This is a genomic window from Stenotrophomonas sp. ZAC14D2_NAIMI4_6, from assembly GCF_003086875.1.
In the GTDB taxonomy this organism is placed as follows: Bacteria; Pseudomonadota; Gammaproteobacteria; order Xanthomonadales; family Xanthomonadaceae; genus Stenotrophomonas.
Genome location: NZ_CP025996.1, coordinates 2,554,510 through 2,568,790, shown reverse-complemented (window position 1 = coordinate 2,568,790; position 14,281 = coordinate 2,554,510). Strand labels below are relative to the sequence as shown.

Here is a 14,281-nt window from a genome sequence, read left to right as displayed (position 1 = left end):
GGTTTTTCGTAGGTACTATGGTTTTCCGGAGTATTCATGCGTAGCAGGCGTTGGGACAACAAAAGTGGTTGCGCCGTGGAAGTCACGCTTTCGGTGATGGGTGGCGTGTGGAAGCCGATCATTCTGTTTCACCTGATCAAGGGCAGGCGCCGGTTCATGGAACTGACGCGGCGGGTGCCCAATGCCACCCAATCCATGTTGACCAGCCAACTGCGCGAGCTGGAGGCCGATGGCGTGGTGATCCGCCATGTCTATCCAGAAGTGCCGCCGAAGGTGGAGTACGAACTGTCCGAGTTCGGCCACACGCTGGTGCCGGTGCTGCTGGCCATGCGCGAGTGGGGCGAAACCTATCGCGGTTATCAGAGCGCGCGCGATGACAGTTGACGGGTGAGGTGTCGCGATTGGCCTGTAGGGGCGAGTTGAATTGCGGCTGGCGTGGATGAAGGCTCCAAGCCGGCAGCGCCATTGAAGGGGGCGCCCGTCACCGCATGACGCATGTGCCTTGACCACGCCATGGCGGCGTATTTCCCTACTTTTCATCCACGAAAGACTGCGGCAATCATCGCCACGCCAAGGCACTCGCCCTGGCCGGGATTGGCGTCCCGAACTTACGAGATACACGGCGTCGGGTTTGCACTGCAACGTGCAGTCCCGACAATGCACCGCCTGCCAGTCCATGGTGGACGGTGCGTGGGGATCTTCCGATCCGCCGGCTTCTCGTATCTCGTATCCGGCACGCCAACCCGCACCGTCCGCCACCTTGCTTTCGCAGGTGGCCACACCGTGAGGTTGCCGCCATGTCCGACCTGCTTCCCGACTATCCCCGCCTGCACGCGCTGCTGGGGAATGCCACGCGCGATCTGCCCAATGCCATCGCCGAACAGCTGGAAGACGCGCTCTGCGATTCGCCCGACAGCCTCGCGCCGTCTGCCTTCTTCGCGCACCTGAAAGGCCACGGCAGGAACCTGCGTGCCGACGGCCAACCGTGGGGCGAGCATCGCCTGACTCCCACCCGCGCATTCGATCTGGCCCTGGCCACACGCTGCGCGTCGGGCATTACGGCACTGACCGCCGTGCTGCATGCCGCCCATGTGGCGCGGGAGAGTGATGATCCGGCGGGCTGCCCCTCAGCGGCCGTGGTCGATGGGTTGTTCGACGCCTGCGAAGCCTTGTCGCTGCAGGTGGAACGGTGTCTGGTTCCGTGACAACCCACGATCCGCTGCGTGCCCGGTAGGTGCCCACCTTGGTGGGCACGAAGGGTAGGCAGAGAGCAATGCCCACCAAGGTGGGCATCTACCAAAGGCATTTTGGTAGGTGCCCACCTTGGTGGGCACAAGGGGTAGGTAGAGAGCAATGCCCACCAAGGTGGGCATCTACCGGGCGCTGCCGTGCGCCGCTTCGGTCATCACCTGGGCCAGTTGCTTCAGCGAATACGGCTTGCGCAGCAGGGTGAAGCCATGGCCCGGGTCGCGCGCCAGCAATTCGCTGTAGCCGCTGGTCAGGATGATCGGCAGCTTCGGGAACTGCGTGCGGATCGTGCGTGCCAGCTCCAGGCCGTTGGTGCCGGGCATCACTACGTCGGTGAACACCAGCTGGAAGCGCGCGGCGTCATGTTCCAGTTCGGCCATGGCCTCGGCCGCATTGCGCGCCAGGACCACGCCGTAGTCCAGCTCGCGCAGCGCGCCCACGGCGAAGTCGGCCACGTCCACGTTGTCTTCCACCACCAGCACGCACAGCCCGTCGCCACTGGCCAGGCCAGGGTGCGGGGCAGGGCGCGGCACGCTGTCGGTGCATTGGGTCAGCGGCAGGTACAGGGTGAAGCAGGTGCCCGCGCCCGGCCGGCTCTGCACATCCACTTCGCCTTCGGACTGCTTCACGAAGCCAAATACCTGGCTCAGCCCCAGCCCGGTGCCGGCGCCCACGCCCTTGGTGGTGAAGAACGGTTCGAAGATGCGTTCCAGCACCGAAGGATCAATGCCGCTGCCGGAATCGGTCACGCTGATCGCAGCAAAGTCGCCCTTCAGCGGAATCGACTGGCGCACAGATGGCACGGTGCTGACCCGTTGCACTGCCAGTGTCACCTTGCCGTGGCCCTCGATCGCATCGCGCGCGTTCACCGCAATATTGATCAGCGCGGTATCCAGCTGGTTGCGGTCCAGCAGCACCGGCAGCGGCACGTCGGGCAAGTGCAGGTCCACATCGATACGCGCGCCCACCACGGTGGTGATGATGTCCGCCAGCGCCAGCACGCTCTCGCACAGGTCGAATACTTCCGGCGACAGGCTCTGCCGCCGCGAGAATGCCAACAGCTGGGCGGTCAGTTTGGTCGCACGCTCGGCCGCCGATTCGATCGCCTGGGCGTAGCGCCGGCGCGGGTCATCGCTGGGCCAGCCGTACAGCAGCATGTCCACCGAACCGGTGATCACCTGCAGCAGGTTGTTGAAGTCGTGCGCCACGCCACCGGTCAACTGGCCCATGGCTTCCAGTTTCTGTGCCTGGCGCAGCTGCTCGCGTGCGCGCACCAGTTCCAGGTGCGCCTCGCGTGCTTCCTGGGTAATGGCAGCCACCTGGCGGCTGTGCAGGTCGCGCTCGATCACCCGCTCGGTCTGCTCGCTCACCACGCACAGCAGACCGGCAATCTCGCCGTTGCCCAGCCGCAGCGGCGAATACGAGAAGGTCCACCAGGTTTCCTTCATCGCGCCGTCGCGGTCCATCATCAGGCGCAGGTTCTGGAAGCTGCGCGCGGTGCCGGCGAAGGCATCGTCGATGGCCTGGCTGACGTCGGCCCAGACATCGGCCCACACCAGATCCAGGCGTGCGCCCATGGCGCCGTGCAGCTTGCCGCCCAGCAGCGGCAGGTAGGCGTCGTTGAAGAAGAACGCCTTGTCCTGCGGTCCCCAGGCAATCCACATCGGCTCGGGTGAATCGAACACCATGGCCAGCACGGTGCGCAGTTCGTCCGGCATCTGTGCGGCCTGCGCGGTCTGTGCCCAGTCACTGTCCTGCAGCAGACGGTACGCCAGCTGCTCGGGCGCAGAGACCGGAAGGGAAAAGGCGTGCATGGCCGCTCAGGGCAGGAAGGTGGCACAGCGTACCCGACGGCGTGTGTGCATGCTCTACACGCCGCCGGGTGGTCACTGCGGCATCAGAAGCTGTACGCCGCCTGCAGGTACACCCGGCGCGGTTCGCCGGGGAAGTGGCCGTTGCGCTCGATGAAGCCGCTGGCCGCATACACCTTGTCGAACAGGTTCTTCACGTTGGCCTGGAACTGCCACTGCTGCCAGGTGGTCTTCCAGCTCATGTCGAACACCGCATAGGGCTTCACCCGCTGGCCGTCCAGGCTGACGCGCTCACCCACGTAATCGGCGCCGAAGCCGATGGCCGAATGCAGGGCGGGCAGGTCGTAGCGGGTCCACAGGCCCAGCTTGTTGCGCGGCGCATTGGCGAAGCGATCGCCGGAGGCATTGGTGATCCCGTTCGGGCCGGCATCCTTCACCCGCGCATCGTTGTAGGCGTAGGTCAGGTTCAGCACCCAGCGTTCGGTCACGTCGGCCAGCAGGTCCATTTCCATGCCGGTGCTGCGCACCAGGCCCAGCGCAGCGAGCTGGTTCACCCCGCCCACCACTTCGCCGGTGGCCTGCACGATGTTGCTGCGGTCGATGCGGTAGGCGGCCAGGTTCAGGGTTACCCGGTCGGCCAGCAGCGATTTCATGCCAACCTCCCACTGCTTGCTGCGCTCGGCATCGAACGGACCGCCGGCGGCTGAATTCTGGTTCGCCGCGGTCTGCGGCACGAAGCCGCTGGCCACGTTGGCGTACAGGTTCAGGCCGTCGCGCACGATGAAGGTGCTGCCCAGCCGCCAGCTGATGTCGTTGCCATCCACGCTGCTGTGGGCGATGCGGTCTTCGTCCTTGAAGCCGTCCCAGCGCAGGCCAGCCAGCACGTGCCAGCGCGGGGTCAGGGTCAGCTCGTCCTGCAGGTAGCCGCCGTAGCGCTGGCTGCGGGTGGACGTGCTGCGCCAGGGCAGGGCGGCCAGGTTGTAGTCATGCCAAGTGCTGGCGCCGTACACCGGGTTGAACAGGTCGATGCCCTGCACCGGGCCTGCGCCGCGGGCCAGGTCGGCACTGTTGGCGGTCTGCGCAGTGAAGTCCGCATCGGTCTGGTACACATCGGCGCCGAACAGCACCTTGTGCTCGATGCCGCCGGTGCGGGTGCGCCACACCGCATTGGCATTTGCGGTCACCGCGTCGTTGTCGCGGAACTGGTTGCGCAGCTGGCGGGTCATCCACTCGGCCACGCCGTCGCCGTCACGGTCGATCAGCCCCATCGGCTCGTGGTACATCTGGTGTTCGCTGTTCTTGAACCAGCGCGCCGCCACGTCCACGTCCAGCGCGTCGGTGGGGGCGAAGCGGTACTGCGCCAGCGCCACCTTGGCACGCATGTCCAGGAAATCGCTGGCCTCGTTGTGGTTCCAGCGGCGGTCGGTCAGGAAGGTGCCGTTGTCGTCCACCGGCACGCCGCGCAGGCGGTTGCCGCCCAGATTCTGGGTGATATCGGTGAACTGCAGCACCAGCTCGCCGGTGTCGCCCACGTCGAAGGCCAACGAGGCATCGCCAATCACGCTTTCACTGTCGGTGTTCCAGCGCACGCCCGATTCGCTATCGCCATACAGGCCCGCGCGATAGCGCACGCTGCCGCTGCGGTTCAACGGGCCGGTGCCTTCGATCGAGGCGGCGCGGAAGTCCTCGTTGCCCACCTGCAGCTCGATGCGGCGCTCGGCGCTGGCCTTGGGCTTGCGGGTGACGTAATTGATCACGCCGCCGGCATCGCCGCCGCCGTACAGGGCGCCGGCCGGGCCCTTCAGCACTTCCACCCGTTCGATGTTGAACAGCTGCGGCACCGAAAAGCCGGCGTAGGGATCGCCGCGCAGGCCGTCGTACAGCACGTTTTCCTGGCGGAAGCCGCGCAGGGTCACGCCGGCGTAGCTGAAGAAACTGATGCCGCTGATGCTGCGGTACAGATCAGTCACCTGGCGGGCGGCCTGGTCATCGATCAGTTCGCGCGGCAGCACCTGGATCGACTGCGGCACCAGGGCCAGGGGCGTGTCGGTGCGGGTGCCGACGGCGGCGTCGTCGGCCCGGTACAGGGTCTGTGCGCGGCCGCGCACCTCTACCTTGTCCAGGTCCTGGACGCTGGAAGGCGGGCTGTCGGCGGCGTGGGCGGTGTGTGCGGCAATAGCCAAGGGCAGGGCGAGCGCGGCGCACAGGACGCGGCGGCGGGGCAAGTTGACGGGCATGGGCAGCGTGGGGTGGTTGCAAATGAGAAATATTAGCATTTGCAACACTTCGACACGCATCCCCCGTTCGGGCAATGCCGTTTCGTTTCAGAGGCGCAGGGTCAGTACCGTGCCCGAATCGCTGGCGCTGGCCACCGACAGGGTGCCGCCATGGGCCTTGGCGATCTGCGAGGCGATATACAGCCCCAGGCCGAGGCCGGAATCCAGGCGCTTCTCCTGCGGGCGCGAGAACGGCTCGAACAACGCCGCCAGCTGCGCCTGCGGGATCACCCCGGCGTTGGCCACCTCGATGCGCAGGCCGTCTCCCTCGCTGCGGCCGGTCACGCGAATGGGTTCCCCGGCGGTGCCATGCACGGCGGCGTTGATGACCAGGTTGGCCAGCAGCTGGCACAGGCGCGCACCGTCGCAGCGGAACACCGGCGGCAACTGCAGATCCACCTCGCAACGGCGCTGCGGATAGGCACGCATGGCCTCGCGGCAGGCCACGGCCAGTACCCCGGAAAGATCGGACCAGTCTTCCAGCTTCAGGGCAATGCCGGTGCCCAGCCGGCCCCGGGCGAAATCCAGGGTCACATCGATCAGCTCGGCAATGCGGTCGGTGCTGTCGTTGATGTGCTCCAGCACCTTCTGCTGCGCCACGCTCAGCGCGCCCAGCGAAAGCAGGTCGGCGCCGGCACGGATGGCCTGCACGGGGTTGCGCAGATCGTGGGCCAGCACCGCGATGAACTCCTCGCGCTCCTTGCCCACCCGCAGCAGCTCGGCATTGTTGTGCTCGGATTCGGCCAACTTCACGTCGCGGCTGGTCCCATCACGCTTCAGGCCATCGATCAGTTCCGCATCGGCGTCGTGGCTGTGCACGGCATCGATCTGCGCGGCCACCAGCCGCGCCAGCATCGTCAGCGCCGCCACATGGCTCTCGTCCACCGGCCGGGGCAGCGGATCGAGCGTGCAGAGCGTACCGAAGATGCTGCCGTCAGCCAGGGTGATCGGCACGGAGATATAGCTGCGGAAACCATACAGGCCGGGTACCGGGCTGTGCTGGAAATCCGGGTGGGCGTGTGCGTCGGCAAACCAGACCGGGCACTGCTGGGCCTTCACGTCCCTGCAGAAGGTCTTGTTGATGTCCAGCACCATGCCGTTGCTGATGCCCAGGCCGGCGCGGTCAACGCTCTGCACGGCCCGCCAGTGCGCATCGGTTATTTCGCCCACCAGCGCCACGCGCATGCCGGTCAACTGGCAGGCGAGGTCCAGCGAGGTGCGGAAGTCGATTCGTGAGGGCATCGCAGGCAATCCGGCATCGCGTCTGGGCAGGGGCAGTATAGCGACGCGCGGTGCGCCAGCGATTCACTCGGCCACGTGGGTATCCAGCAGCGGACGGCTGTGGCCGGTGAACAGCTGATCCGGATCCATCGGCCGGGCCAGGGCAAATCCCTGGATCTCATCGCAGCCCAGTGCGCGCAGGCGGCTGACCTGGTCGGCACTCTCGGCGCCTTCGGCCACCACGCTGTAGCCCAGGCGATGGGCCAGGCCGATGATCGCTTCCACCTTCACGCTGGACCGGTTGTCCAGGCACAGGCGATCGATCAGCGACTTGTCCAGCTTCAGCGTGCTGATCGGCAGTTCGGTCAGGTAACCAAAGTTGCTGTAGCCGCTGCCGAAGTCGTCCACCGCCACGCGGATGCCCGCATCGGCCATCCGCTTCAGTTGTAAGCCCTGCTGCGAATCGGCACGCAGCCATTGGCTTTCTGTGATCTCCACCTCGACCTGCGTGCAGGCCAGGCCGCGCCGGTCGATCCCGGCGATCAAGCGCTCGGTCGCGCCTTCGCGGGCCATGTCGCGGGCGGAGTAGTTGATTGACAGGTTCAGCGGCAGGCCATCGGCGTGCCAGCGGGCAAGCTGGTCCAGTGCGCGGTCCACCACCCAGTCGGTGATGCCGTGCATCAATGCGGTGCGTTCGAACACCGGAATGAACTCGGCCGGGCTGACCGGACCCAGTTGCGGGTGGTTCCAGCGGATCAGCACTTCGGCCGCGACGGGCTGCAGGTCGCGGGCGCGGAAGCGGGGCTGGTAGACCAGATGGAACTCGTCCTGTTGCAGCGCCGTGCGCCCGTCGGTGGCCAACCGGTAGCCGCGGCGGGTACTGGCATCGTGGCCCTGCGAGTACCAGCGGAAGGGCGCGCGGGCAGACACCGCCGCGCTCAGCCCCACCAGCAGGCGGCGGATCACTTCCCCGGCGCTGTGCTGGCCCAGGGTCAGCTCGCAAACGCCGGCGTGGAAGCCGGGTGACATCGGCACTTCGGCGGCCATCATCGGCCGGGTCACCCGTGCCTGCAGTTCGGCCAGCAGGGCCTCCACCGCACTGGCCTGCTCCAGCTCCAGCACGAAGGCAAAGCGCGCCACGCCTACGTGGTAGACCTGGGCCAGCCCGTCCAGTGCCACCTTCAGGCGCACGCCGGTGCGCCGTATCAGCGTTTCCAGCGGCGCCATGCCCAGCACCTGTCCCGCCTCGGTGGAAATGGCGGTATCGAACACATCCACCAGCACCGCATGCATGAAGGTTCCCGGCTCGCGTTCGGCCAGTGCATCGTGGTCCAGCATGAACTGCTGGCGATCAGGCAGGCCGCTCACCGGGTCGGTGCGTCCGCTCATCGCCCGCAGCTCCAGTTCGTTCATGGCCGCCCGGGCCAGCGTTTCCAGCTGCCGCCGCTCGGCCTCGGACAGCGTGCGTGGTGCATCGTCCATCACGCAGAACGCGCCGATGGCCACGCCGTTGCGCGCCACCAGGGGCGCCCCGGCGTAGAAACGCAGGTGGGGCTCGCCGGCCACCAGCGGATTGCTGGCATGCCGCGGGTGCTGCAGCAGATCGTCGATCACCAGCGTTTCGGCTGAACCAATCGTGCTGGCGCAGATGGAATCGCGGATATGGGTCTGCGACATCGCCAGGCCACGGCGCGAGACCAGCCGCTGGCGGTCGATCTGCAGCAGCGAAACAAACGCCACCGGCACGTTGAAGGTGTGCGTGGCCAGCTCGGTCAGGCTGTCCAGCGAGGCGCCACTGATCTCGCCCAGCGCATTGAGGCCGGCGAGGGTGGACATTCGTTCTTCATCACGGCTGGCAGGCATGTACGGGACATCGTTACGGCGGTCGGGGCGCTACACCGCCAGCATGCCGCAGGCGGCGCGAAGGCGGTGTGGCGTCGGCTTGCATGGTGCGCCCCTGCGATCCTGCCCACTGAATCCTTCAGCTGGGCAGGGCAGGGCATGCGCTTACGCTGCGCGCTGCAACGTCGCGTGCGGTGCGCCAGCGGCTGCGATCTTGAACGTCGCTGCGGCCTGGTCCAGCGCGCTGGCCTGCTCGGCCATGGCACGCGCCGACGCACTGGCTTCTTCCACCAGCGCGGCATTCTGCTGGGTGGCCTCGTCCATCTGCGCGATGGTCTGGTTCACCTGCTCGATGCCGGATGCCTGCTCGCTGCTGGCCTGGGCGATCTGCTGGATCAGCGTATCGGTCTGGGCAGCGGCGGCACGCAGCTGGTCGATGGCCTGTTCCGACTGGCGGGCAATGCCGATGCCGGCCTGCACGTTCTCGCCGGAGGTCTCGATCAGCGCCTTGATGTCCTTGGCCGACGCTGCCGCGCGCTGCGCCAGGGTACGCACCTCGCTGGCCACCACGGCGAAACCGCGCCCCTGTTCCCCGGCGCGTGCCGCTTCCACGGCGGCATTCAGGGCCAGGATGTTGGTCTGGAAGGCGATGCCATCGATCAGGCCCACCATCTCGCCGATCCGCTGGGACGAGGCATCGATCTGCTGCATCACCTGCACCACATCCTGCACCGCGCGGGCGGTGCGCTGCACGGCATCACCGGCGCTGCGCGATGCGGCGTTGGCATGCTGGGCGTGTTCGGCGTTCTGGCGCACCGTCGACGTCAGCTCTTCCATTGACGCGGCGGTTTCCTCCAGGTTGGCCGCCTGGCTCTCGGTACGGCGCGAAAGATCGGCGTTGCCGGCGGCGATTTCGTCCGAGCCGCTGGCAATGGACGCTGCCGCTGTCTGGATGCGTTGCACGATGCCCGACAGGTTTTCAGCGGTGCGGTTGGTGTCGCGCTGCATGGCCGCGAACACACCCTGGTAGTCGCCCTGCAGGCGTCGGCTCAGGTCACCCTCGGCCATCGCGCCCAGCACCACCGACAAGGCTTTGAGGCTGCCATCGGCGGTTTCCATCAACTGGTTCAGATCCACGATCATGCGCTGGAAGTCATGGCGGTAGGCACCGGCATCGCCGCGTGCGCTGAAGTCGCCGGCCGCTGCCGCGCGGGCCAGGCGCTGGATGTCCTGGTTGATCGCGGACAGGCTGGCCTTGGCCGCATCCATCGATTCATGCAGCATCGCGCGGCTGCCGGGCAGGCGCCGGGCGTCGCGGCGCAGATCGCCCTGTGCATACTCGTTCAGCACCTCGATCGCATCGACGATGGCGTCCAGATGCTCGAACACCATGGTGTTCATGCCCTCGGCCAGTTCGCCATACACGCCCGGGAAGTCGGTCGGCATGCGATGGGTGATGTCCTCGGCGGCATGCTTGTCGATCATCTGCCGGGTCTGCTGGGAAAAGCGCTGCAGCAGCTGCACCATGCCATCGGTGGCGCGCAGCATCTGGCCCACCTCGTCCTGGCTGTCATCCTGGGCGCGCACGCTCAGGTCGCCACGGGTCACCGCATTGATCGAGGCCTGCACGCGTGCCAGCGGCACGGTCAGGCTGCGCGAGATCAGCCACGCGGCCAGGATGCCCAGCGCCAGGCTGGCCACGCCGAACAGGGTCAGCAGACCAGTGGTGCGCGCGGCCAGCGACTGCATCTCCGCCGCGGCTTCGGCTACGAGCTTCTGCTGCAGATCGGCGAACTCGCTCAGTGCTGTGTTCCATTGCGCTGCGGCCGGCGCCACCTTGTCCAGCAGCAGGGTGTCGGCGGCATCGAAGTCGCCCGCACGCATGCGCGCGTCCAGCTCGGCCAGTGCGGCCTGTGTGGCCTGCTGGTGCGCGGCCACCTTGTCGCGCATGGTCTGTGCCAGCGGGCTGGTGGCCGGTCGTGCAGTGAAGTGCTGCCAGATCTGATCGTAGCGCGCGGTCTGCGCCTGCACGGCAGCCAGGTCGCGGTCCAGTGCCTGGCCGCGGCGCAGCAGCATATCGCGGCGCAGCAGCAACAGTTCCTTGTTGATGATCAGCATGTCGTACAGCTCGCCCATGCGGGTCACGCGTACGTTCACCGCGTTGTCGAACTGTTGCCGCTGTTTGTAGTTGCTGTGCAGGGCGATCGCAAGAATGCTGGCGATCATCAACAGCAGGATGGAAAAACCAGCGGTAAGGCGGGTGCCTACCTTGAAGCGGCGAAGTGTGTTCAATTTGTGAAGTCCGGTAGTCGTCGTAAGCCCGACTGCCGGGCGTGTCTGCACAGGAGAGAGTCCCGGCAGGCAGTAAGACGGTAGCGGCGCTGCAGGCCGAAGCTTTAGCGCCGATTTCAGTAGTGTTTTCGTGGGGCGCGCACCGCTGGCGCGCTAGACCATGCAGGCAAGGAACACGCCGCACAGCGCCAGCGTCAGCGCGAACACGCGCCGGCTCAGGGCCAGGCAGGCCACCAGCGCGGCCAGCGCCCAGGCGCCCAGCAGGGCACAGGCCAGCAGCCAGAGCCCGGTGACCAACGGCGAACCTGACAGCCCTGTGGCCAGGGCCAGTGCCTTCAGCAGCGCAATTGCCAGAACGCTGCCCAGCATGCCCGCCTGCAGGGCAACCGCATCATGTCGGGCTGGGGGTGCGGTCTGGCGCATGGCGAAAGGCGGCTATGCAGTGGGTGCAGCGCTACTGTGCCGCAGGCGATATCCACGCGGTGTGTTTTTCCGGCATTCACCTGGGCCAGCTGCGGGTTCAGTCGTCTTCGGCGGAATCGTCGCTCGACACGGCATCGTCATCGTCATCGTTGACGGGGGGCTCGACGGGATCCAGCAGGGTGTAGTCGTCGCGGCGGGGATCGGCTACCGCCGCCGCCACGTAATACGCTTCCAGGTCGGGTGTCTGCGCCTGCGCCAGCAGGTCTGCGGCGGTCATGCGCTTGCCCAGCAGCCAGGCGCCCGCTGCGGAAGGGTCCAGGAACACGGGGCCGTCGGGCGAAAGCGGGGCAGGAATGTGGGCGTCGGCGTGGGTGAGCAGGGTGAATGCATCGCGAGGTTCATCGCTGTCGGCGTCGCGCCAGCGCTCCCACAGGCCGGCGGCCAGCAATGCCAGGCCATCGGCGCGCTGCACGTACATCGGCCAGGGGCGCCGGCGCTGCCGGTCCCATTTGAAATACCCCGTCAGGGGCACGATGCAGTGCCGATGCTTCCAGGCATCGCCGAACAAACGGCTACGCGCGGCGCGGTCCACGCGCGCGGTGACCGTGGTGTAGGGCGTGCTGGGTTCCTTCGACCAGCGCGGCACCAGGCCCCAGTGCATGGGGGCCACCCACGCGGGATCATCGCTGCCCGCAGCCCAGACACAGGCCTGCGCATCCTTGCCGATGTTGAAGTGGGCAGGCGCAGCGGCGAATGCTTCCGCCACGTCAGCCGGCAGGCCGGGTGCGAAGGCATCTTCCGCAGCGAAGGCCTGTACGAAGCGTCGCATGGGGTCCCTCGGATAGGGTTGGCTGCCGCGGGCGCCCGACGTCGCGCGGTACCGGTGCCATCAGAGCTGGGCGGTCGCCTCTGCCGCGCCGGCCCAGGCCTGCCCATCGGCCAGGCGCGAATTGCTCACGGCCTGGTGGCAGCCGCAGGCTTCGCAACGGAACAGGGTGCCGCCGGGCAGATGCAGCAGGTTGTGGTCGGCTGAGGTGGTGGTGGTCGAGCAGTGGCGGCAGCTGATGGTCAGCGCGGTGATCCGCTCGATGCCGCCGGACAGGTTGAAGATGGCGTCGAAGGCGAGGATCGAGAAGCGACCGGTGTCCGGCATGGGGAAGCTCGGCAAGTGGAGGAGATTCCATCGTCCGGTTCGGGCCGTGACGGCTTCGTCTGTGGCGTGCGGTGCTGCTGTCAACGCATGCGCGTGGCGGAAACACAAACGCCCCTCGGTGAGGGGCGTCTGCGCAGGTTCCAGCGGGTGGCGACTCAGTGTGCGGTGACGGGCGACGCCTTGCGGCGGCGGTCCACCATCACCGATATGCACCACAGCAGCAGGCCGCCGATGGCGGTCGCCGCGCCCACGTAACCGGTGGTGGCCGGGCTGAAGCCGGCGCTGATGGCCATGCCGCCCAGCCACGGGCCCAGTGCATTGGCCGTATTGAAGGCAGCGTGGTTGGACGCGGCGGCCAAGGTCTGCGCTTCGCCGGCCACGTCCATCAGGCGGGTCTGCAGCACGGCCGCCAGTGCGCCCATGGTGCCCACCGTCACGATCATCGGGCCGATGGACCACACCGACTGCGCTGCAATCGGGTACAGCAGTAGCATCACGATCGACCAGGCCAGCACCACGGCGGCGGCCTTGAAGTGGAACTTGTCCACCAGCCAGCCGCCGGCAATATTGCCGATGATCGCGCCGATGCCGAACACGCCTACCGCCAGCGGCATCCACGATTCGGCCACGCCAGTCACCTGCACCAGCGTCGGGGCCAGATAGGTGAACACACAGAACATGCCGGCAAAGCCGACCGCACCGATCGCCAGCGCCAGCCACACCTGGGTGGTGTTGAACGCGCGCAGCTCGCGCATGGGGGAAGTGCGCACCTCGTCCGGGTCGGGCAGCAGGAAGCGGGCAATCATCACCACGGTGGCGATGGCCAGCAGGCTGACCAAGGCGAAGGCGGTGCGCCAGCTGACCTGCTGGCCCAGCCAGGTGGTGAGCGGGTTGCCGATCAGGATGGCAATCGACAGGCCGAGCAGTACCCGCGACATGGCCTGGCCGCGCTGGCCGGCCGGGCTGATTGCCGCGGCTACCAGCATGGCCACGCCGAAGTAGGCGCCGTGCGGCAGGCCGGCGACGAAGCGGGCGACCAGCATGGTGGCGTAGTTGGGCGCCAGGGCGCTGGCCAGGTTGCCCACGGCGTAGAAGCCCATCAGCGCCAGCAGCAGCTTGCGCCGCGGGAAGCTGGCGCCGACGAAGGCCAGGATCGGGGCGCCGACCACCACGCCGATGGCGTAGGCACTGATCAGGTGGCCCACCTGGGTTTCGCTGATGGACAGGCCGCGGCTGATTTCCAGCATCAGGCCCATGCTGGCGAATTCACTGGTGCCGATGGCAAAGCCGCCCAGCGACAGGGCGATGATGATCAGGGTGCGCTGGCGGGGCGTGAGCCGTGCGGCCAGGGAGGAATTGGGGCTCATGCGGGGGCGCGATGGGGCAGGGGAACGGGCCATTGTACTGCTGCACTGCAGCAGGCGGCATCGGCGTTCAGGAAAATCAGTGTTCGGCCGGTGGCGCGCCTAGACGGCCGTTGGCCCCAGCTGCGCCCGTGCGGCCCGGTACTTCCCGCGCAGGCGCTCGGCGGTGGCCGCATCCAGGGCCGAAAGCCGGGTTTCATCGGCATTGTCGGCGATATCGGCCAGCTTCACTTTCAGTGCCAGCGGGTTGGCCGCGATGCCTGCATAGTAATGAGCGGTGTCGGCGCTGTGGTTGCGGCTCAGCAGCTGCACCGCGTGCTGGATCGCCGGCGGGAAGTCCTGCACCTGGGCGGCGAACCCCGGGCAGTCCTCCAGCACGTCGTGCAGCCAGGCCACCACTTCGGCGTCGTCATCGCCGCGTACCCGTGCCGCGACGCGGGCCACATGCCCGATGTAGGGCGCACCGGCCTTGTCGATCTGCCCGGCGTGGGCGTCAGCAGCCAGTGCGCGGGCGCGTGCAATCCAATCCATGGTGGTCTCCGAAGCGCAGGCGTGTATTGTCAGGGGTGGCACCCGCGCGTTGCCAGCCCTGATCGGGGCGACGCACGGGACCGTCGTGGGAACGACATGTGAACGCCGTCACGGAGTGAA

At 67.3% G+C, this 14,281-nt stretch carries 12 protein-coding genes; 2 read left to right on the top strand and 10 right to left on the bottom strand.

Annotated features, from left to right (window positions below):
- Positions 1-36 precede the first annotated feature (36 nt).
- Positions 37-384, top strand: coding sequence for a helix-turn-helix domain-containing protein (locus C1933_RS11815; protein ID WP_108753418.1), 348 nt, complete (start codon positions 37-39; stop codon positions 382-384).
- Between the two features lie 413 nt (positions 385-797).
- Positions 798-1,205 (top strand): hypothetical protein, encoded by a 408-nt coding sequence (locus tag C1933_RS11810; RefSeq protein WP_108753417.1) that lies wholly within the window; start codon positions 798-800, stop codon positions 1,203-1,205.
- 168 nt (positions 1,206-1,373) lie between these two features.
- On the opposite strand, the gene C1933_RS11805 is transcribed toward C1933_RS11810, so the two are convergent.
- From C1933_RS11805 to C1933_RS11760, 10 genes are all read right to left on the bottom strand, one after another.
- Positions 1,374-3,062, bottom strand: coding sequence for a PAS domain-containing sensor histidine kinase (locus tag C1933_RS11805; RefSeq protein WP_108753416.1), 1,689 nt, complete (start codon positions 3,060-3,062; stop codon positions 1,374-1,376).
- Positions 3,063-3,145: 83 nt separating this feature from the next.
- Positions 3,146-5,296, bottom strand: a complete 2,151-nt coding sequence (locus C1933_RS11800) for a TonB-dependent receptor (RefSeq protein ID WP_108753415.1) — start codon at positions 5,294-5,296, stop codon at positions 3,146-3,148.
- Between the two features lie 87 nt (positions 5,297-5,383).
- A complete protein-coding gene (locus tag C1933_RS11795; protein ID WP_108753414.1) occupies positions 5,384-6,577 on the bottom strand; it encodes a GAF domain-containing sensor histidine kinase in 1,194 nt (397 codons plus the stop codon).
- 63 nt (positions 6,578-6,640) lie between these two features.
- A complete protein-coding gene (locus tag C1933_RS11790; RefSeq protein WP_108753413.1) occupies positions 6,641-8,392 on the bottom strand; it encodes an EAL domain-containing protein in 1,752 nt (583 codons plus the stop codon).
- A gap of 171 nt (positions 8,393-8,563) precedes the next feature.
- Positions 8,564-10,690: a methyl-accepting chemotaxis protein gene (locus tag C1933_RS11785; protein WP_108753412.1), complete on the bottom strand. Its 2,127-nt coding sequence runs from the start codon at positions 10,688-10,690 to the stop codon at positions 8,564-8,566.
- Between the two features lie 153 nt (positions 10,691-10,843).
- Positions 10,844-11,113 carry a hypothetical protein gene (locus C1933_RS11780; protein ID WP_108753411.1) on the bottom strand — a complete coding sequence of 90 codons (270 nt, stop codon included), beginning with the start codon at positions 11,111-11,113 and terminating at the stop codon, positions 10,844-10,846.
- A 97-nt stretch (positions 11,114-11,210) separates the two neighbouring features.
- On the bottom strand, positions 11,211-11,942 hold the full coding sequence (locus tag C1933_RS11775; protein WP_108753410.1) for an SOS response-associated peptidase family protein: 732 nt from the start codon (positions 11,940-11,942) through the stop codon (positions 11,211-11,213).
- Positions 11,943-12,002: 60 nt separating this feature from the next.
- A complete protein-coding gene (locus C1933_RS11770) occupies positions 12,003-12,281 on the bottom strand; it encodes a hypothetical protein (protein ID WP_234414517.1) in 279 nt (92 codons plus the stop codon).
- A 140-nt stretch (positions 12,282-12,421) separates the two neighbouring features.
- Entirely contained in the window at positions 12,422-13,633 is a 1,212-nt protein-coding gene (locus C1933_RS11765) for an MFS transporter (RefSeq protein WP_108753408.1), read from the bottom strand.
- Between the two features lie 99 nt (positions 13,634-13,732).
- Complete coding sequence (locus tag C1933_RS11760) at positions 13,733-14,161, bottom strand: HD domain-containing protein (protein ID WP_108753407.1); 429 nt, start codon at positions 14,159-14,161, stop codon at positions 13,733-13,735.
- Between the last annotated feature and the right edge of the window lie 120 nt (positions 14,162-14,281).